The organism is Acinetobacter sp. A22 (assembly GCF_030913345.1).
GTDB classification, from domain to species: Bacteria; Pseudomonadota; Gammaproteobacteria; order Pseudomonadales; family Moraxellaceae; genus Acinetobacter; species Acinetobacter junii.
In genome coordinates this window covers 244,605-262,778 of record NZ_CP133162.1, presented here as the reverse complement: position 1 = coordinate 262,778, position 18,174 = coordinate 244,605, and the positions used below count along the sequence as shown (strand labels likewise).

Below are 18,174 nucleotides of genomic sequence, written 5' to 3'. Positions count from 1 at the left end.
GCCCCTATTGTTGATAGTTTTTAAATAAAGGTCTTAGAAAAAATGGAACTTTAAAGAGGCTTTGATTAATTTTTCTATTCTCTTGTTCGATCGTTTGTTTTAATTGCTGATTCAACCAAGCCAAATCTTGCTGCGAGACTAAACTAAAATCTTTTAAGCTCATCACAGGTCGGTGAAGTTGCTGAGCCAAGTTTTCCAACTCGATATTATCCTTAATATCCATTTTATTGATCTCCATTTTTATTGTTCTATGTTTGGAGTGTATGCGTAATTCAAAAAGAATACTAGCACCTAGAATTATTGAAAAATGTGAATGATTTCTTACTTAATTTTCGGATTTAAATAGAACGGTTCATTCTATAAAAAACTATTTTCAGAATATAGAAACTCGATATAATCAAATCACATCGCTTCAGGGCGGGGTGAAATTCCCCACCGGTGGTAAGTTAGGCTTTGCTCATCAAAGACCTAATCAGCCCACGAGCCTGTATATTTTTATATACAAGCAGATTTGGTGAAAAACCAAAGCCGACGGTATAGTCCGGATGAAAGAAGACGAAATCACCGAAACTTACTTTGGTCTGTTTTGGTGTCCGCTTATTTTGCATCAGTCCTGAAATGTTCAACCGTAACCCAATTACGCGAGCGTTTCATATGTCTAGTTTAATTCAACCTGAACTTTTCTTTTCAGCACTCTCACCAGCTGAACTTCGTATTCAACAAGCTTTAGATGATATTCGCCAAGGCAAACCTGTATTGGTCATGGACGATTTTGATCGGGAAAATGAAGCTGATCTTATTATTGCTGCTGAAACATTAACCGTCGAAACAATGGCACAAATGATTCGTGATGGTTCTGGTATTGTGTGTTTATGTTTGACTGAACAATTAGCTGACCATTTAGAACTCCCACCTATGGTCATAGATAACTCTAGCCAATTCAAAACTGCATTTACCGTCACGATTGAGGCAGCACAAGGCGTTACGACAGGTGTATCAGCAAAAGATCGTGTAACAACGGTTTTTGCTGCAACTAAGGATGGTGCTGTTGCAAGTGATCTTCATCGTCCAGGTCATGTATTCCCCTTACGTGCTCGTGATGGCGGTGTACTAACCCGTCGGGGTCATACCGAGGGGACAATTGATTTAGCTCGTTTGGCAGGCCTAAAACCTGCAGGTGTGCTATGTGAGCTAACCAACCCAGATGGTTCTATGGCATCAGGTATTCAAGTGTTAGCGTATGCGCAAACACATGGCTTGACAGTAATTAGCATAGAAGAACTCGTCCAATACCGTTTAAAGCATAATCTTTAATACAAAAAAAGCCTCGATTCATCGAGGCTTTTTATTAGGATACTTTGCGCCGTTGATTTAATTGCTCGATACATTCAATCAGCTCATTAAACTGATTGATTTGCGTGATCGGCTGCGCTTGAGCCAGTTCTTCAGGTGTTCCATAGCCATAACTGACCGCAATCGTATCAATTCCATGAGCACGTGCACCAACAATATCATATTGACGATCACCGACCATTACACAGTGCTGTGCATTCAACTGTTCTTGCTCAAGAATATAAGCAATTAAATCTGCTTTGTTGGTACGTTCGCCAGTCAACTCACTACCATGTATTTCTGTGAAATATTGATCCAACTCGAAATGCACCAAAATTTGTTTCGCATAGACTGTTGGCTTAGCTGTTGCTAAAAATAATTGATAATCTTGTTGTTTTAGTTTGCAGAGTGTCTCAGCAACATTTGGATAGACTTGATTTTCAAATAATCCGATCACTGCAAAACGTTCACGATAGGCTGCAAGTGCTTGCTCAGCCAACTCATCACTTTGGGAGTTTAACAATCTCGCCAAGGAACCTTTTAATGGTGGTCCAATCGTCCAATCCAAATCTACTTCATCAGCTATTGGATAACCAAGTTTCTCTAGCGCAAAACGAATTGAACGATGAATACCTTCTTTGGGATCAGTTAAAGTCCCATCTAAATCAATTAAAATATTTCTGATCGTCATTCGCTCAATCTCTTACAGCCTTACATAACATAGTCGAGAGTTTCTCGAAACTTACATATACTAGCGTAATTGAGAGAACAAAAGGAAATTGCTGTGCGTCCTACCGTACTATGTTTTTCAGGTTTAGATCCTTCTGGTGGTGCTGGTCTACAAGCAGATATAGAAGCCATAGGACAAAGCGGTGCACATGCGGCAATTGCTTGTACGGCTTTGACAATACAAAACTCACAACAAGTATTTGGTTTTGAAGCAAGTTCAAAAGAATTACTGTTAGCTCAAGCAAATGCTGTGGTTGGAGACTTACCGATCAAATGTGTAAAATCTGGCATGTTGGGCACTACCGATAATATTGCTGCATTAGCTGAATTTTTAAGAGCACATGATGATTATCAATATGTACTTGATCCTGTTTTAGTCGCAAACAGTGGTGGCTCTCTAGGTGATCAAGCAACATTAGTAAAGGCATTTGTTGAGCTAATTCCTCTCGCGACTGTGATTACCCCCAATACAGTTGAATTGAGAGCTTTAACTGGTGTGGATGATATTGAACTCGCTACTCAGAAATTATTTCAAATGGGTGCAAAAGCAGTTTTAGTTAAAGGTGGACATGAAGATACTCCTGACCATATCCGTAATGTTCTCTATGCTGATGGGAAAATGATTGCTGAAAGCCGTTGCCCGCGTTTAGAAGGTCAATATCATGGTTCAGGCTGCTCTTTGGCAAGCTTCATTGCTGGACGTTTAGCCTTAGGTGATTCACTAAAAATAGCGGTTCAGCATGCTGAAACATGGCTATTTGCTGTATTAAAAAATGCTGAAACACCCGTTCCAAATGGGCAAAAGATTCCAAAACGATTTTGATGTTTGAAATATTGAATATCTTTTAATGAATAGTTATAAAAAAAGGCGCTGAATGCGCCTTTTTAAAACCCACAAATTATTGCGGAATACGCAATACCTGACCAGGGAAAATTTCATCAGGATCTTTTAACATCGGTTTATTGGCTTCAAAAATTTTAGGGTATTGGTTTGCATCACCATAAACTTCTTTTGCAATCTTAGACAAATTATCCCCTGATTTTACTGTATAGAACTTACTTTCAGGTTCTGGAACTTCAACAGTCATTTGATCATCCACCTGAGCAACATGATCAATATTACCAACGGCAAGAACTATCTTTTCTTTATCTGCTTGGCTTTTGACTCCCCCTTTAATAATGGCTGTATCGGTATTTCCATTGTAGGTTACTGATAAACCATCAACACCAAGACCTAAACTTTTAATCAAACCTAATAATTTATTGGCAACTTCTTGTGCAGAAGGTTCAGCTGGAGTTGCTGGTGCTGGTTGTGGCTCTGCTGGAGCATTATTTTTCTTACCAATTCCTTTAACAAAATCAAAAAGACCCATTTTTTATTTCCTCTGTAATTATTGATTAAGCATAGTCAAAACAGACTTACAATTAGTTATACAGAAAAAATAAAGCATGCGAGTTTCAATTTAACGAGGTCTTGTAAATATATGTATATGCAGTAAAACTGATTTTAAGCTTTCACATTTATATATTTTTTAAATATAAAAGCCACCTTACGGCGGCTTTCAATTCGTTCAAAACTTGAAGCAATTTAAGCATTTTCTCCCACAATATTGGTCATATAATCAATTGCAGATTGAACGGTAATAATTTTCTCAGCCTCTTCATAAGGAATTTGAGTACCAAATTCTCCCTCAAAAGCCATAATAAGCTCAACTACAGCCAATGAATCAGCGCCTAAATCATCTGTAAAGGATGCATTTGGTAAAACATCTTCTTCATTTACACGAAGTTGCTCAATAATGATCTCTTTAATACGGTTTGCTATATTCATAAAATTCCCTTTTGTTGTTATGGTTTAATAAATTATTTTAAATAGCATAAACTTTATACACTCAAATAAATTATTTTCATATTTATGGTTTATTTTTTTTGTAAGATATTTTTACATCTATTCATATGAAAAGTTGAACATATAAAAAAGCCACCTCACGGTGGCCTTTCATCACACAAATTGATTAACCAAGTTTCTTAGTTACATAATCAATTGCAGATTGAACTGTAGTGATTTCATTTGAATCTTCATCTGGAATCGTGATGTCAAAATCATTTTCAAAAGACATTACAAGTTCAACCAAATCTAAAGAGTCAGCACCTAAGTCATCCATGAAAGATGCTTCGTTTTTAATCTCTTCAGCACGCATACCTAATTGTTCAGCTACTGCTTGTTTGATGCGTTGTTCGATATCGCTCACAGGAATTCTCCTCATTGCTTGTGGCGTTTTAATTTGCCACTAGTTTAATTGAATATAAAATTTTTTAAAAGTTTATACATCGCCACTTAGGCCATGTATAAACCACCATTTACATGTAAAACTGTACCAGTAATGTAACTAGCCTTATCGCTAGCCAGGAAACTCACTGCATGCGCAATATCTTGAGGTTCACCTAGACGATTTAAAGCTACTTGATCACTCATTTTTTTACGAACATCTTCGCTTAACTGATCAGTCATTTCAGTCGCGATGAATCCAGGTGCAACACTATTTACAGTAATCTGACGGCTGCCCATCTCTTTAGCTAAACTACGACTGAATGCTTCAATCCCTGCTTTTGCTGCTGAGTAGTTGGCTTGGCCTGGATTTGCAAAATGTGCAACCACTGAACTAATGTTAATAATTCGACCAAAACGTGCTTTAGTCATACCTTTCAAAACACGCTTCGAGAGACGGTAAACAGCTTTGAGATGAATATTGAGAATATCGTCCCAATCATCTTCAGACATACGAAGTAACAAATTATCTTTCGTAATCCCAGCATTGTTCACTAGAACTAGCACAGAACCGTATTTTTGCTCGATATCTGTTACCAGTGCATCAATCGCTTCACCATTTCGAACGTCAAGTACAGCACCCGCACCGTTCTCAGCAAAGCTTTCTGTCAATTTTTGCGCGCCTGATTCAGAAGTCGCGGTGCCAACTACAAAAAAACCGTCTTGAATGAGCTGCTGTGCAATTGCTGCGCCAATGCCTCGGCTAGCTCCTGTCACTAACGCAACTTTTCGTTGTTGTGTCATGCAATTTTTCCTTCTGCCACTAATACTGCGTTTAGGGCATCTTCCATACGTGCTTTGCTATCAATCGCAAATGCTTTATCTATGTTCGGTAATCGCTTCGCAAGATTACTCAGTACAGTCCCAGGTCCACATTCGACCACATACTGAATACCCTGATCTTGCAGATATTGCATGGTACGAGTCCATTGCACTGACTCATACAACTGAGCCGTTAATGCCTGACGCAATTGAGCAACATCTGTCGCAATTTCCGCGTTGACATTTTGTATTACAGGAAGGCGTGGTAGCTCAATGGCAGTTTGTTCCAAAGCTTCAGCAAACTGTTCTGCTGCTGGCTTCATTAATGAGCAATGTGAAGGCACAGATACTGGTAGCGCAATGGCTTTGCCTGATTGCTCCTTTGCAGCAGCGATAACCTGTTGGACTAAAGTCGCAGTTCCTGCAATCACAACTTGACCTTGCGCATTGTAATTGGCAGCTTCAACCGAACCCTCACCATTTGCTGTCGCAGCTTGGCAAAGCTCAACCACTTTCTGATCATCAAGACCTAGAATTGCAGCCATAGCACCTGCACCTTGAGGAACTGCATTTTGCATGAGTTTCCCACGCAAATTCACTAGTTTTACAGCATCTCCCAATGTCATCGCTTCCGCAGCAACTAAAGCACTGTATTCACCTAGAGAGTGTCCTGCCAAGTATTTTGGTACTACACCACCTAACTCCAACCATACGCGCCATAACGCGATACTAGCGGTTAATAAAACAGGTTGTGTATTTTCAGTTTGATCTAAACCTTCTCCGCTTTGCGCGATATGCCATAAATCAAAACCTAGTGCATTTGATGCTTCATCAAAGGTTTCTTTGATCACACCAAACTGCTCAGCGAGTTCAACCAGCATACCTACTTTTTGCGAGCCTTGACCTGGGAATACAAATGCGGTTTTTGTTGCTTGAGCTGCCTGCTCAAGTCGTTTAGTCGACATATAAAAATCCTTAAAATGGTCTATTGCCAGTTTCATCATTTCTCATGATTCTACATGAGAATAGCAGCAGACTTTTTCTCGATGCGGAAATTTAACATTGATTAAATCGTTTTATAATTGCGAAAAACAACAAAAAAGGGAGCTTTCGCTCCCATTTTTTCTATACTTTAAGCTAACGCTTAATGCATATGATTCAATTATTCAGCATCAGCTGCTTTAGCGAATAATTGACGACCACGGTAAATACCGTCTTTAGTCACGTGGTGACGACGATGAGTTTCACCAGTAGTTTGGTCTACAGATAATGCATTCTCGGTTAAAGCGTCATGTGAACGGCGCATGTCACGGCGAGAGCGACTTTTACGGTTTTGCTGAACGGCCATGATGGCTCCTTACAAAGATCGAAAAAATGGATCAGAACAAATTCAGTTGTCTTAACTCAACATTATAACACAAATTATGAGTTAAGTTTACCCTTCAAACTTGCCAAAACATCAAACGGGTTATCCCGCTTCTCTTCGACAACGTCCTGAATGGTAGGTCGATGTTTTAACTCACAAGCATCATGCTTAGGAGATAAAGGCATCAACAATAACAGTTCATCTTCTAGTAATGCGAGCAAATCGATCGAAGCAGGTGTATCAATATCACCTTTTTTCGTTGACTCACTTTCACCTAAAACGATGAAATCAGCATCCTCATCCAAGCGCTCTATCAGTGACTCATCATCGATTAAAGCTAAATGAAAATCTGATACAAGTTCAGTTTCAACGGTATCCAGACAACGCTGGCATTCCATCGGAACTTTCGTATCAATATGTCCATCTAACCATACAATGCGATGATATGCATCCATTGATAGCTTACAGTCTATGTTGATCAATTGATCATTAATTGATCCAACAGCTTCACGAGCGATACGAGCAAAGCGAGACAATGGCAGTGTACCTGACCATGTAAAGCCTTGTTCAGCCCATTTAAACGGCTCAATCTGTGCCGGAAAGGTATTTGCTGACATAATTAAGGCGGCAATTCTACAAATTCATCGGTACTCTGTCAAAGATTAAGATACAATTTTGCACTTCTTTAGACAGAACTCGGGGTAAATTAAGCAATGCACCTGTTGCAGCCGCAACCTGAAGTAACAACTTCATCACTTGTTAGCACCCATTCAACTGATCTACCTCGATTGATACCAGATCAAGTGCAACGCTCATCTTGGCAAAAGTTAACAACTGAAGTAGAACATGTTGATTGGCTCATTTTACACTTTAATCACTGGTTTTCCCACCATAATGTCACATTAGTTAAAGGTGATTTTGAACCAGAATATTTCCCAGCGACAGATCAGCTACCTGCACGAATCCAATTTGCTCATGGTTTTTTTAATAGTGCCTTACATGAAATTAGTCATTGGACGATTTCAGGGGAACAACGTAGAAAGTTACCTGATCTAGGTTATTGGTATGCACCTGATGGTCGAACTGCGGAACAGCAAGCGCTTTTTGAACAAGTAGAAATCAAACCCCAAGCGATTGAATGGTTATTTGCAACTGCATTTGGTCGAAAGTTTCGTGTCTCTTTAGATAACTTAACTGGCGAAGGTGGTGATGGTGCTTTATTTAAAGACAATGTTTTTAATCAAGTAAAACGTTTTTTTTCAGGTGAGTCTAAATTACCTCGTGATGCTGCACACTTCATTTATTACATCTGCTTGTGTACGCGTAATGGACGAGCATTACAACGTGATGAATTTAAACGTGAATCGCTTGATTGATTGACAAAATTATCACATCTGAGACTTGCATCCGCCCCTTAACACGTTTCATACTTAATTCAGCCATAAAGATCAGGGAGTTATAATAATGTTGCACTTACATATTCATCCTGAAAATCCACAGGCACGTTTAATCACTCAAGCTGTAGATCGTATACGTGCAGGTGATGTGGTTGTTTATCCAACTGATGCTGCTTATGCAATTGGTTGCCAAATTGGAAATAAAAATGCCATGGAGCGAATTGCACAGATTCGCGGTCTAGGTCCAAAACATCAATATGCGATTATGTGTTGTGATCTATCTGATATTGCAACCTATGCAAAAGTTGATAATGCAATGTATCGACTGCTTAAAAATAATACGCCTGCTGTAACCACCTTTATTTTGCCTGCAACCAGCGAAGTTCCAAAACGTTTGATGCATCCTAAGAAAAAAACCATTGGTTTGCGTATTCCTAGCAATCCTATCGCACAAGCGTTGCTAAAAGAGCTCGGCGAACCACTACTCACAAGCACCCTGATTCTTCCTGATCAAACAGAACCACTAGATGATCCTTATGATATTGATAATCAACTCGGCAAACGCATAGATGTATTTATTGATGGCGGTTTCGGTACATTATCCACCACTAGTATCGTGGATTTATCTGGAGAAAACCCAGAGATCGTACGTCGTGGTGTTGGAGATGTGAGTGCGTTTGAATAATAAAGATATAGCAAATGCATCTATTTCAAATGTTAGTGAACATTTATGATTATGCTGATGACCAGACAATCTATGTCATTGAACCTTGGCTTTTAGAACCTATCTATCACCCTTGAAGTCAAAGAACCCAAAGAAGGGCTTATACAAATTAAACATGACAATAAGGTTTTGAATATTTTTTAGAAGTTAAGATTGTAAAAGACATATTTGAAGATTTAGAGAATCTAAACTTGTGTATTCGATCTCAATGTCAATCAATTATCGAATACGCAATTTTTGATGCTTAATGTCTAAATTGAATCATATAAAATCTGATAACCGCTTTTTCTGAATACCTTTTGCATCAAAATTTTCTGGACTTAACCATTGTTGATAAGCTGGCTCTAAATCTAACCACTCTTCATCAATAATTGAAAACCACGCCGTATTACGATTTCTTCCTTTCACAATTCGATCTTGTCTAAATAAACCTTCATATTGAAACCCGAAACGCAATGCAGCTGCTTTAGAAGGTTGATTACAATCATCACATTTCCACTCAATGCGTCGAAATCTTTGCTTAAAACATTGTTGTAATAATAGAAAAATAGCTTCTGTAGCAGCCCTCGACTTTTTCATTTTATGAGAGAAATAAACATTACCGATTTCTATGGCACCATTGTCGAGTCTAGAATTAAGCAGAGCAATCCATCCACAAATTTCACCCTCAATTTCAATTAGAAAATGTGTTGAGCCTTTAAAATTAAATGAATTTTTTAGTGATTCCGTAAGTACAGTTAAATTCAATGGTGCGGCATACGGCAAATAGGTCCAACAACTTTCATCTGGCTCTGTTGCGACACAATTCCAAATTTGGGAAAAATTTCGATTTGAAACTTCAGAATTGATATCAATTAAATTGACATAATTCCCCTCAATATTTCCACGCACTAGTTCACAAGGCTTAAAGTGCTCAACTGAAAAACTGGTGAGCTGTTCAAATTTGTTTTCTTGTGTTTCTTGATATTTGTACATAAGAAAATGCCAATTTTTTATAATGCGAAGACAATTTAACCATAAAATTCATGTATGAACTGCATACGATGCCATAAGCATAGAAAATACCCTGAGAAACTTAAGGTTTTTGTAAGTGAGCAATTTATTAAATTAGGTAATTCGATTAGAATAGCTGAACTTGTTGTGACATGTGAATTTGCATGTGTCCGCACTTTCTCTTTCATGCTTTTGAAAATTCGCGTGGCTTATAACGGTAATGAATCAAATCCTTTCTTCTACATTGGAGACTTCTCCTTCCATTCGTGTGCTTGACGAATGGCAAGAAGCTATACCTGAAGATTTGTATATTCCCCCTGCTGCATTTGAAATTTTACTTGAGCAATTTGAGGGTCCTCTAGATTTCCTCATCTATTTAATCCAGAAAAATGGATTTGATCTTTTACAATTGGATATTTCCCCAATCGCTACCCAATATCTGTCTTATATGGATAGCATGAAATCGCTCAATATCGAACTCACCGCAGACTATATGGTGATGGCTGCATTACTCGCCGATTTGAAATCTCGTTTGTTACTTCCAAAACCAGTTGCTGTAGATCAATTTGAAAAAGATCCAAAACAAGAACTTATTGATCGACTTGAAACGTATTTAAGAATCAAACAAGCGGCTGAAAAATTAGGGCAAATGCCAATTTTTGAGCGAGATACTTTTAGTACAAACGTAAGCATAGGTCATATTGCCCCGATTTATGAAGGTTATGATGTAGATGCATTACGTGATGCTTTGTTTTGCGTATTCAATCGTCCTGAACCCGTTAAACATGTTGTTGCACAAGAACCTGTATTGTTAGAAGAGCGAATCGCCTTCATCGAAAGTCAACTTGCAACTGGTTTGAGCTTGAGTTTTATTGAGCTGCTAAATCCAAAACAAGGTCGTATGGGAATGGTTGTAACATTTATGGCTGTTCTTGAACTCACGAGACAACAAAAAATTCAAATTATTCATTCTGGTATCGAGGCTCCATTAACTATTCAAGGAGTATCAGCATGAGTTTAGAACAATTCAATTCACATGAAGGCATGTCTCTTGAAGATATCCATCATGATGTTTTGTTGCAAATTGAGGCTATTTTATTTGCCAGTGACTCCCCAGTTTCACTAGCACGACTAAAAGAAGCATTTCAAAACCAATATAATAAGCAACAATTACGTACTTTTCTGCAACAGCTTGCAATGTTGCAGCATGGTCGATCTATTGAATTAATTGAAACGGCACAGGGCTTTCGTTTTCAAGTCCGTGCAAAATATCGAAATATTATCGCGCAAGTTTGGCCTGAACGTCCGACGAAACTTTCTCCTTCTTTACTCGAAACGGTTGCAGTGATTGCTTATCATCAACCTGTAACACGTGCTGATATCGAACAAATTCGTGGTGTTTCAAACAATAGCCAAAACTTGAGAACGCTTTTTGACTGGAACTGGATTAAAGAATCTGGTTTTAGAGATTTACCTGGAAGACCCGCGTTGTTAGTTACAACGCCTCAATTTTTAAATGCTTTTGGTCTAGCTTCGCTAGGTCAATTGCCTCCCCTACAGAACGCCAAGGAAGCATTCATGGCTCTCGATGCACATGCGCCGAAGTCTTGAGAAGGTGAACTGTTGATCATTATGTCTAAGGTTGTGCTGTCATGAGTGAAAAATTACAAAAGGTACTGGCGAGAGTGGGGTTAGGCTCACGTCGTTATATGGAAGAAGTTATTGCTGCTGGTCGTGTCAGCATCAATGGTAAAATCGCCCAAGTAGGTGAGCGTATTGAACCGACTGATGAACTCCGTATCGATGGTCGTAAAGTACAATTCCAGATTGAAGACGAAATACGTCGTCGTGTATTGATCTATTACAAGCCTGAAGGTGAGATTTGCTCACGCAACGATCCTGAGAAACGCCCTACGGTATTTGATCACTTACCCCAAATCGCCAATGATCGTTGGGTAATGGTGGGTCGTCTTGATATCAACAGTACTGGTTTATTGATTTTTACAAATGATGGCGAGCTTGCTAACCGCTTAATGCACCCTTCAAATGAAGTAGAACGTGAATATGCTGTTCGTGTTATGGGTGAAGTCACTCCGCAAATCCGTAACAATATGCTCAAGGGCGTTGAACTTGAAGATGGTCCTGCTAAGTTTGAATCTTTCTCTGAAATTGGTGGCGATGGGATTAATCGTTGGTATCAAGTTGTTGTGAAAGAAGGTCGTAATCGTGAAGTACGTCGTATCTTTGAATCACAAGGTTTAAAAGTAAGTCGTCTACTCCGTACTCGTTACGGTACAGTGATTTTGCCACGTGAATTACGCACAGGTCGCTGGATGGAACTCGATAAAGCCGATATCGATAACTTAGCAAAATCAGTTGAATTAAAACCTCGTCAAGGTACAGGCTTATTCGGTATGGCAAAACGTCGTACTGAACGTATGAGTGAAAAACCAATGGCGGCGCGTCGTGGAGGTTATTTACGTCAACAACGTCGTGATGATGAACAACCAGAGCAACAACAACGCCCAAATACCAATAATAACGGCAACAGTGGACGCAAAACTATTGGCCTGAATAAAGGTTTTAAAAAGTTCTAATTGCTCAGTAATGTAAATTAAAAAACGCTCAAATTTGAGCGTTTTTTATTGGACTTGGATATGAAAATCAGAAGCTAACTAAGCAATACCTTGTGGAATTGCTTTTAATAATTTTTGGGTATATTCATGTTGAGGATTCAAATAGAGCTCATCTGAATTTGCAATTTCAACCACTTCCCCATGATTCATGACCATTACTTGATCTGAAATATATTTCACCACAGATAAATCATGAGAAATAAAAATATAACTCAAACCAAACTCATCCTGTAAATCCTGAAGCAAGTTTAATACCTGAGCCTGTACAGACACATCAAGCGCTGAAACTGACTCATCACAGATCAAAATCTCAGGTTTTAAAGTTAAGCAACGTGCAATCGCAATCCGTTGACGCTGTCCTCCCGAAAACTCATGTGGATAACGATCATATGCTTCAACAGGTAGGCTAACACGCTCCAAAAGCTCTAATGCAATTTTTTTACGCTCTTGATCATTTTGACCGATCCCATGAATACGCATCGGTTCAAGTAAAATCTGCCCAATGGTAAACCGAGGATTTAATGATGCGTAAGGATTTTGGAAAATGATCTGAATTTTACGTTGATAGAGGGCAAATTCCTTCTCTGACATCGCAAGAATATCTTTACCATCTATAAAGGCCTGACCACCAGTTGCTTCATGCAATCGCATAAGTAACAAACCAATTGTCGTTTTTCCAGATCCAGACTCACCCACCAAACCCAGTGTTTTGCCCTTAGCCAGTTTAAAGGAAACACCTTTCACCGCCTGAAACTCATCACGTCCCCATAAACCTTTACGACTATAAAATGATTTTTTGAGATTTTGTACATCCAAGATAATCGGCTCGTCACCTGTTAAGCCACGACTACGTTCTTGCAGATGAACCGTTGACAGATTAATAGCTTCGATAAGCTGACCATTTTCTTGTTTCATAAAGTCACTGGTCACAGGTAAACGATATGGACGTGAAGATAGTTGTGGACGACAATGCAACAATGCTCGCGTATAGACATCATTCGGTTGTTCTAAAACTTGTTGAGCATCTCCACTTTCACGAATTTCACCATGACGCATTACAATCACTTCATCGGCAATTTCACCGACCAATGCCAAATCATGGGTAATAAACAACATTGACATTTCACGACGCTGACGCAAAGACTCCAACAAATCAATAATTTGTTTTTGAATAGTGACATCTAGTGCAGTTGTAGGCTCATCCGCAATCAATAGTTTCGGTTCACAAGCGATCGCCATCGCAATCATCACACGTTGTTGTTGACCACCAGATAATTGACTTGGATAAGCATCGATCTTGGTGTCGGGAGATGGGATACCGACTTCTTTCAATAATTCTAAAACACGTGCACGAGCTTGTTTACGCCCCATACCCAAGTGGATACGCAAAACCTCTGCAATTTGATCACCGACGGTAAATACTGGATTTAATGACGACATTGGTTCTTGGAAAATCATCGCAATATCTTTTCCACAAATATTACGTAACTTTGCAACAGATAGATTGAGTAAGTCTTTATCTTCAAAACGGATTTGGCTCTGTTCTGAAATTTGGCTTTGTCCTTTCGGTAACAATCCCATAACCGCCAATGAAGTGACTGATTTACCACTTCCCGACTCTCCAACTAAGGCAACTGTTTTATTTTTTGGGATACTAAACGAAATCCCTTTAACAGTTTTAATCCATTGTTTGCTTTCGGATTTAAAACTCACCTCAAGATTTTCAACTTTTAATAACGGTGATTCATTTATTGTTGTCATCGCATCTCACTCCGCTATTTCAGTTTTGGATCCAATGCATCACGTAATGCATCAGTAAACATAGAAAATGCTGTTACTAACACCGCCATCGCAATCGATGCGGCAGCCAATTGCCACCATTTCCCTAAAATCAATTCGGTTTGCGCCTCATTCAACATACTACCCCATGAGACAACACCGACAGGAACACCAAAGCCGAGGAAGCTTAAGATCACTTCTGACTTGATAAACGCTACCACTAAAATTGAAATCTGAACCAACGCGATATGACTCACATTCGGGAAAATATGCACAAACATACGGCGGAAATGGCTGACCCCAATTGCTTTGGCAGCAAGTACATATTCACGAGATTTATGCTTCATATATTCAGCACGAATCAAACGGAACACTCCTGTCCAGCCGGTTAAACCTAAAATTAATACAATCGAAAGAATACCTTTCTGCTGCAAAACCGCTGCAACAGCCAAAACCAATAATAGATAAGGTATTGAAGTAAAGATGTTATAGAACCAATTGAGCACATCATCTACCCAACCACCAAAATATCCCGCGATTGCACCAAGGAATGTCCCAATTACAACAGCTAAAAGTGCTGATAGTAATCCTACAAAAATCGAAGTTTCTGCGCCTTTAATCGTTTTAAGGAGAACATCTTGCCCCCATTTATCTGCACCGAATGCCAAAGTTGATTTCAGCTCTTGCTTTTGATCAAGTAACTCGCCTCCAAGTTGCTGATTGATTGCTTGCATATCCGATGCCAATGGATCAGTTACACCGTAGTAATCAATGGCTGCATTGCCTGAGGTTTGTTGTGCTGTTTGAGTATTTAATTCCCGTAAAATATCTTTTAAAGGATCGACTGGATTTTCAGGTAGAACTTCCACTTGCTTGGCGACTGGACTCAGAGGCGAATCTTCAGTATCAGCGCCCATAAAGGTTGGCGGCGCGTAACTGACTGCGACTTCTTTGTTCCAATCCGAGGCGATTACGCCTGTAACAGATAGTAGCAACACAATAAAATAGGCGAATACGATGAATAAGGATGCCATAGCAATAGGATCAGCTTTTAATCGTTGTACTGCCAAACGCCATAATCCTGAAGATGTGGTGTTAGTCTGAACTTGCGCTTTTCGTTTTGATAATACACTCAGCATAGTTCACCTACTTCAACTCTACACGCGGATCGATTAATTTATAAATCAGATCAGCAATTAAGTTAAAAAACATGGTCGCAGCGGCCACGTAAACCGTAATCGCTTTAATCACAGGAAAATCACTTCGTTCAACAGCAATAATGACTTCTCGACCGATCCCTGGAATACCAAAAAAACGTTCGATCAAAAAGGCTCCAATTAACAAAGCAGGTAAAGTTGCCATCACATCCGTCACAATCGGAATTGAAGCATTGCGTAAAACATGCACGCCATACACACGTCGTTCACTCACCCCTTTAGCGCGTGCCGTGCGCACATAGTCCTGATTCACCTCATCCAAAATAAAGCTACGATACAGTCTTAACGTTGGGGCGATACTTACCACCAACATGATAAGAACAGGTAATAATGCATATTTGAATAGATTTTCACTGAAGCTATCGCTCCAGCCTTGAACTGGAAACCAACCAAGCTGATAAGCAAAGAAGTATTGAAAAATAATGATATAAACCAAAATACTAATCGACATTCCAATCGTGCAAAGCATCATTACCATACGATCAGTCAAACTTCCTCGCACAGAGGCAACAGCCAACGCCAAAATGATCGAAATAACGGTTTGTAAAATCGTCAATGGAATCAAAATCGTCAATGATGGCCCTAAACGCGTGCTTATAATTTGCGAGACCGATTCACCTGTACTCCAACTCACACCATAATCGAAGCTTATAATTTGCTTGATAAAGATCCAAAGTTGAACGTAATAAGGCTGATCGACACCTAACTGTTGACGGATATTTTCTATTTGCTCAGGATTCGACATTTTTCCTGCCAAGATATATGCAGGATCTCCCCCCACCCAATTGAATAAGAAAAAAATCAGCAGCACGACCCCGAGCATCGTTGGGATCATCTGCCATATACGGCGTATGATATATGCCAGCATAAAGATGCTCCCTTATTTCACTCGTTGACCTGTAATTTCATCAAAAAATGCTTTGTTGTTCGGTTTACGTCCGAGGAAATCTTCGACCAACTTTTCTGCTGGTTTTTGGCTACCTTGAGATAAAATTGTTTGTCGATAATGCTGACCAACTTTTGGATTATTTAAGTTATCGCCAAATGCCGACAACATATCCAAAGCCATAACCTCAGACCACATATATCCGTAATAACCTACTTGATAACCATTCATGATGTGATTGAACTGTCCAGGGAACTCAGTTGTTGGTACGTACCCAAGTGCTGTAGCATTTTCCATTTTCTTCCACACATCCAATGGCTGTACCTTCAAAGCATCCGTTCCATGCAATGCCATATCATACTGGGCGTATAAAGTTTGACGTGCATAATGCAAACCACGACCATAACTATGTACAGCAGCTAGTTTTTTAATTAATGCTTCATCAACTCGTGGGCAGGCAGGTTGGCAATAATCTGCAAGTTTAGAAAGTGTCTCTTTTCGTCTTGCCCATTCTTCATACATCTGAGAAGGTGCTTCTACAAAATCTCGCTCAACGGTAGTGCCCGTTTGTGATGAATATCGAGTGTTGGAAAGGATGCCATGTAAAGCATGTCCAAACTCATGTACAAAAGTTTCTAACTCATCACTGGTCAATCCTTGACGGTTAAAGTTAGTCACTAAAGCTGAAATAGGTTTACGATCAGTTAATGTACTTCGCCCATAAACACTCCACACAGCAGCATGACCATATTTCCCTTCACGTGGGAATTTGTCCATGTATAGTCCGCCCAGCAATTTTCCAGTTTTGGTATCCGTTACATCGTAATATTCAACCTCATCTTGCCACGCAGGCACTTTTACAGGTTTAAACTCGATACCATATAAGTTAGATGAAATCGCAAATAACCAATCTTGTGCTGCTTGAGTTGGAAAATATTCACGCAGCTTTTCTTGATCTACTTGATATTTAGCTTTGCGTAACTTTTCACTCCAGTATGCTTCACTCCAACGTTCGATTTTGGCTTGCTCAAGTGGAATATTTAATGTTTGAGCTTTAAATGCTTGTAAGGTTTGTACTTCTTTTTGTTCTAAAGGCGAAACTGTTGCATGAATATCTGCCAGAAATGTATTCACTGCCTCAGGTGTTTTTGCCATGCGTTTTTGTAAAACCCATTCAGCATAACTTGATTTTCCAAACAGTTTTGCAAGTTCATATCTCAAATCGACAGCTTGTTTTAATAAATTCAGATTCTTTTCACCACCACGGCGTGTAAATGCGACTTGATAACGCTTTCGTGCCTCGTCATTTTCTGCAAGCTCCATAAATGGACGATATTCTGGATATTCAAATCCTAGTAAATAATTTCCTTTTTCATTTTTCTTTACAGCATCAATATAGCTTTGTGGTAAACCTTTTAACTCAGCAGCAGTAAATTCTAGCTTCTGCTTATTATCACGAACGTTCCGACTATATTCCTGCTCTATTTTAGTGAGTTGATCCAATATTTCTTTTAAACGCTGCTGTTTATCAACAGGGAGTTGTATCCCTTTTTCTTCAAAATCTTTCAAGATATCAGCTTGAAACTTTTGATCGATAGGATCAGTAGATTTAATTTTTTTAAATTGTTGATAAAGCTTTGAGTTTTGCAAAATTTCAGTTTGAAACTGACTAATTTTAACCTCACAATCTTCTGCAGCTTTGCGAACTGCTTCATCAGGATCTACGTTGCTATACAACCCGATTGGACCGTAAAAATCCTCAAAAGAAGCAAGAATCGCATCCCATTTTGCCAATATTGGAGCGGCTGGCGTATCTTGAGCGAGTTGAAGAGCTTCTAAGGACGTAAGCTGTTTTTTAACATCGTTAATTTTGGCGTCACATAATGCTGGAATATCTTTTGACTGAAATAACGGTAAGGTTTGTCGAGTCAAGGTTTCTGCCGATGAAAATTGATTAACTCCCATCGTGAGTAGGCAAAAGGTGGTGAGTTTTAAATTGTAATGTTTCATTGTTACTCCAGTTC

At 39.1% G+C, this 18,174-nt stretch carries 21 protein-coding genes and 1 riboswitch; of the genes, 7 read left to right on the top strand and 14 right to left on the bottom strand.

The features are described 5' to 3' along the window. Window positions 1-4 precede the first annotated feature (4 nt). A complete protein-coding gene (locus tag Q9Q86_RS01255; protein ID WP_112986573.1) occupies window positions 5-223 on the bottom strand; it encodes a hypothetical protein in 219 nt (72 codons plus the stop codon). Between the two features lie 182 nt (window positions 224-405). After that, window positions 406-561: riboswitch (FMN riboswitch) on the top strand. 93 nt (window positions 562-654) lie between these two features. Here Q9Q86_RS01255 and ribB point away from each other — a divergent pair. Further along, window positions 655-1,314: a 3,4-dihydroxy-2-butanone-4-phosphate synthase gene (gene ribB, locus Q9Q86_RS01250; protein ID WP_112986577.1), complete on the top strand. Its 660-nt coding sequence runs from the start codon at window positions 655-657 to the stop codon at window positions 1,312-1,314. Between the two features lie 34 nt (window positions 1,315-1,348). On the opposite strand, the gene Q9Q86_RS01245 is transcribed toward ribB, so the two are convergent. Then, the gene (locus Q9Q86_RS01245) at window positions 1,349-2,023 is read right to left on the bottom strand and encodes an HAD family hydrolase (RefSeq protein WP_112986572.1); all 675 of its coding nucleotides are present in this window, start codon (window positions 2,021-2,023) and stop codon (window positions 1,349-1,351) included. A 93-nt stretch (window positions 2,024-2,116) separates the two neighbouring features. Here Q9Q86_RS01245 and Q9Q86_RS01240 point away from each other — a divergent pair, with 93 nt between their 5' ends. Then, window positions 2,117-2,884 (top strand): hydroxymethylpyrimidine/phosphomethylpyrimidine kinase, encoded by a 768-nt coding sequence (locus Q9Q86_RS01240; RefSeq protein WP_112986571.1) that lies wholly within the window; start codon window positions 2,117-2,119, stop codon window positions 2,882-2,884. Window positions 2,885-2,960: 76 nt separating this feature from the next. On the opposite strand, the gene lysM is transcribed toward Q9Q86_RS01240, so the two are convergent. From lysM to Q9Q86_RS01205, 7 genes are all read right to left on the bottom strand, one after another. After that, window positions 2,961-3,434, bottom strand: coding sequence for a peptidoglycan-binding protein LysM (lysM, locus tag Q9Q86_RS01235; protein ID WP_112986570.1), 474 nt, complete (start codon window positions 3,432-3,434; stop codon window positions 2,961-2,963). A 215-nt stretch (window positions 3,435-3,649) separates the two neighbouring features. Continuing rightward, window positions 3,650-3,892, bottom strand: coding sequence for an acyl carrier protein (gene acpP, locus Q9Q86_RS01230; protein ID WP_004682864.1), 243 nt, complete (start codon window positions 3,890-3,892; stop codon window positions 3,650-3,652). A 184-nt stretch (window positions 3,893-4,076) separates the two neighbouring features. Then, entirely contained in the window at window positions 4,077-4,313 is a 237-nt protein-coding gene (acpP, locus tag Q9Q86_RS01225) for an acyl carrier protein (RefSeq protein WP_004655272.1), read from the bottom strand. Window positions 4,314-4,399: 86 nt separating this feature from the next. Beyond that, window positions 4,400-5,134, bottom strand: coding sequence for a 3-oxoacyl-ACP reductase FabG (gene fabG, locus Q9Q86_RS01220; protein ID WP_004682865.1), 735 nt, complete (start codon window positions 5,132-5,134; stop codon window positions 4,400-4,402). Next, window positions 5,131-6,117, bottom strand: coding sequence for an ACP S-malonyltransferase (gene fabD, locus Q9Q86_RS01215; protein ID WP_112986569.1), 987 nt, complete (start codon window positions 6,115-6,117; stop codon window positions 5,131-5,133). Before fabD ends, fabG begins: the two co-directional genes overlap by 4 nt. Window positions 6,118-6,314: 197 nt before the next feature. Beyond that, the gene (rpmF, locus tag Q9Q86_RS01210) at window positions 6,315-6,500 is read right to left on the bottom strand and encodes a 50S ribosomal protein L32 (protein WP_004638135.1); all 186 of its coding nucleotides are present in this window, start codon (window positions 6,498-6,500) and stop codon (window positions 6,315-6,317) included. A gap of 74 nt (window positions 6,501-6,574) precedes the next feature. Continuing rightward, on the bottom strand, window positions 6,575-7,135 hold the full coding sequence (locus Q9Q86_RS01205; protein ID WP_004952618.1) for a DUF177 domain-containing protein: 561 nt from the start codon (window positions 7,133-7,135) through the stop codon (window positions 6,575-6,577). 96 nt (window positions 7,136-7,231) lie between these two features. Between Q9Q86_RS01205 and Q9Q86_RS01200 the strand changes: the two genes are divergently transcribed. Together Q9Q86_RS01200 and Q9Q86_RS01195 are read left to right on the top strand one after the other, a co-directional pair. After that, a complete protein-coding gene (locus Q9Q86_RS01200; RefSeq protein WP_112986568.1) occupies window positions 7,232-7,894 on the top strand; it encodes an elongation factor P hydroxylase in 663 nt (220 codons plus the stop codon). Between the two features lie 88 nt (window positions 7,895-7,982). After that, on the top strand, window positions 7,983-8,600 hold the full coding sequence (locus tag Q9Q86_RS01195; RefSeq protein WP_112986567.1) for an L-threonylcarbamoyladenylate synthase: 618 nt from the start codon (window positions 7,983-7,985) through the stop codon (window positions 8,598-8,600). Between the two features lie 300 nt (window positions 8,601-8,900). Here Q9Q86_RS01195 and Q9Q86_RS01190 read toward each other — a convergent pair whose 3' ends face one another. Continuing rightward, complete coding sequence (locus tag Q9Q86_RS01190; RefSeq protein WP_112986566.1) at window positions 8,901-9,614, bottom strand: GNAT family N-acetyltransferase; 714 nt, start codon at window positions 9,612-9,614, stop codon at window positions 8,901-8,903. Window positions 9,615-9,852: 238 nt separating this feature from the next. Between Q9Q86_RS01190 and Q9Q86_RS01185 the strand changes: the two genes are divergently transcribed. The 3 genes from Q9Q86_RS01185 to rluB are packed head-to-tail and all read left to right on the top strand — an operon-like array spanning window position 9,853 to window position 12,229. Next, a complete protein-coding gene (locus Q9Q86_RS01185) occupies window positions 9,853-10,647 on the top strand; it encodes a ScpA family protein (RefSeq protein ID WP_005403105.1) in 795 nt (264 codons plus the stop codon). Continuing rightward, window positions 10,644-11,243: an SMC-Scp complex subunit ScpB gene (gene scpB, locus Q9Q86_RS01180; protein WP_112986565.1), complete on the top strand. Its 600-nt coding sequence runs from the start codon at window positions 10,644-10,646 to the stop codon at window positions 11,241-11,243. Before Q9Q86_RS01185 ends, scpB begins: the two co-directional genes overlap by 4 nt. 41 nt (window positions 11,244-11,284) lie before the next feature. Beyond that, window positions 11,285-12,229, top strand: a complete 945-nt coding sequence (gene rluB / locus Q9Q86_RS01175) for a 23S rRNA pseudouridine(2605) synthase RluB (RefSeq protein WP_039047454.1) — start codon at window positions 11,285-11,287, stop codon at window positions 12,227-12,229. 78 nt (window positions 12,230-12,307) lie between these two features. Here rluB and Q9Q86_RS01170 read toward each other — a convergent pair whose 3' ends face one another. The 4 genes from Q9Q86_RS01170 to Q9Q86_RS01155 are packed head-to-tail and all read right to left on the bottom strand — an operon-like array spanning window position 12,308 to window position 18,160. Then, on the bottom strand, window positions 12,308-14,029 hold the full coding sequence (locus Q9Q86_RS01170; protein ID WP_112986564.1) for an ABC transporter ATP-binding protein: 1,722 nt from the start codon (window positions 14,027-14,029) through the stop codon (window positions 12,308-12,310). A 14-nt stretch (window positions 14,030-14,043) separates the two neighbouring features. Next, the gene (locus Q9Q86_RS01165) at window positions 14,044-15,186 is read right to left on the bottom strand and encodes an ABC transporter permease (RefSeq protein ID WP_112986563.1); all 1,143 of its coding nucleotides are present in this window, start codon (window positions 15,184-15,186) and stop codon (window positions 14,044-14,046) included. 7 nt (window positions 15,187-15,193) lie between these two features. Beyond that, window positions 15,194-16,132, bottom strand: coding sequence for an ABC transporter permease (locus tag Q9Q86_RS01160; RefSeq protein ID WP_042891421.1), 939 nt, complete (start codon window positions 16,130-16,132; stop codon window positions 15,194-15,196). 12 nt (window positions 16,133-16,144) lie between these two features. After that, window positions 16,145-18,160: a M3 family metallopeptidase gene (locus tag Q9Q86_RS01155; protein WP_042891418.1), complete on the bottom strand. Its 2,016-nt coding sequence runs from the start codon at window positions 18,158-18,160 to the stop codon at window positions 16,145-16,147. Window positions 18,161-18,174 lie beyond the last annotated feature (14 nt).

What these genes read in the sequence shown, in the direction of transcription:
- Q9Q86_RS01255 (WP_112986573.1), bottom strand. Translation starts at nt 223, where the DNA reads ATGGATATTAAGGATAATATCGAGTTGGAAAACTTGGCTCAGCAACTT.
- ribB (WP_112986577.1), top strand. Translation starts at nt 655, where the DNA reads ATGTCTAGTTTAATTCAACCTGAACTTTTCTTTTCAGCACTCTCACCA.
- Q9Q86_RS01245 (WP_112986572.1), bottom strand. Translation starts at nt 2,023, where the DNA reads ATGACGATCAGAAATATTTTAATTGATTTAGATGGGACTTTAACTGAT.
- lysM (WP_112986570.1), bottom strand. Translation starts at nt 3,434, where the DNA reads ATGGGTCTTTTTGATTTTGTTAAAGGAATTGGTAAGAAAAATAATGCT.
- acpP (WP_004682864.1), bottom strand. Translation starts at nt 3,892, where the DNA reads ATGAATATAGCAAACCGTATTAAAGAGATCATTATTGAGCAACTTCGT.
- fabG (WP_004682865.1), bottom strand. Translation starts at nt 5,134, where the DNA reads ATGACACAACAACGAAAAGTTGCGTTAGTGACAGGAGCTAGCCGAGGC.
- fabD (WP_112986569.1), bottom strand. Translation starts at nt 6,117, where the DNA reads ATGTCGACTAAACGACTTGAGCAGGCAGCTCAAGCAACAAAAACCGCA.
- rpmF (WP_004638135.1), bottom strand. Translation starts at nt 6,500, where the DNA reads ATGGCCGTTCAGCAAAACCGTAAAAGTCGCTCTCGCCGTGACATGCGC.
- Q9Q86_RS01205 (WP_004952618.1), bottom strand. Translation starts at nt 7,135, where the DNA reads ATGTCAGCAAATACCTTTCCGGCACAGATTGAGCCGTTTAAATGGGCT.
- Q9Q86_RS01200 (WP_112986568.1), top strand. Translation starts at nt 7,232, where the DNA reads ATGCACCTGTTGCAGCCGCAACCTGAAGTAACAACTTCATCACTTGTT.
- Q9Q86_RS01195 (WP_112986567.1), top strand. Translation starts at nt 7,983, where the DNA reads ATGTTGCACTTACATATTCATCCTGAAAATCCACAGGCACGTTTAATC.
- Q9Q86_RS01190 (WP_112986566.1), bottom strand. Translation starts at nt 9,614, where the DNA reads ATGTACAAATATCAAGAAACACAAGAAAACAAATTTGAACAGCTCACC.
- Q9Q86_RS01185 (WP_005403105.1), top strand. Translation starts at nt 9,853, where the DNA reads ATGAATCAAATCCTTTCTTCTACATTGGAGACTTCTCCTTCCATTCGT.
- scpB (WP_112986565.1), top strand. Translation starts at nt 10,644, where the DNA reads ATGAGTTTAGAACAATTCAATTCACATGAAGGCATGTCTCTTGAAGAT.
- rluB (WP_039047454.1), top strand. Translation starts at nt 11,285, where the DNA reads ATGAGTGAAAAATTACAAAAGGTACTGGCGAGAGTGGGGTTAGGCTCA.
- Q9Q86_RS01170 (WP_112986564.1), bottom strand. Translation starts at nt 14,029, where the DNA reads ATGACAACAATAAATGAATCACCGTTATTAAAAGTTGAAAATCTTGAG.
- Q9Q86_RS01165 (WP_112986563.1), bottom strand. Translation starts at nt 15,186, where the DNA reads ATGCTGAGTGTATTATCAAAACGAAAAGCGCAAGTTCAGACTAACACC.
- Q9Q86_RS01160 (WP_042891421.1), bottom strand. Translation starts at nt 16,132, where the DNA reads ATGCTGGCATATATCATACGCCGTATATGGCAGATGATCCCAACGATG.
- Q9Q86_RS01155 (WP_042891418.1), bottom strand. Translation starts at nt 18,160, where the DNA reads ATGAAACATTACAATTTAAAACTCACCACCTTTTGCCTACTCACGATG.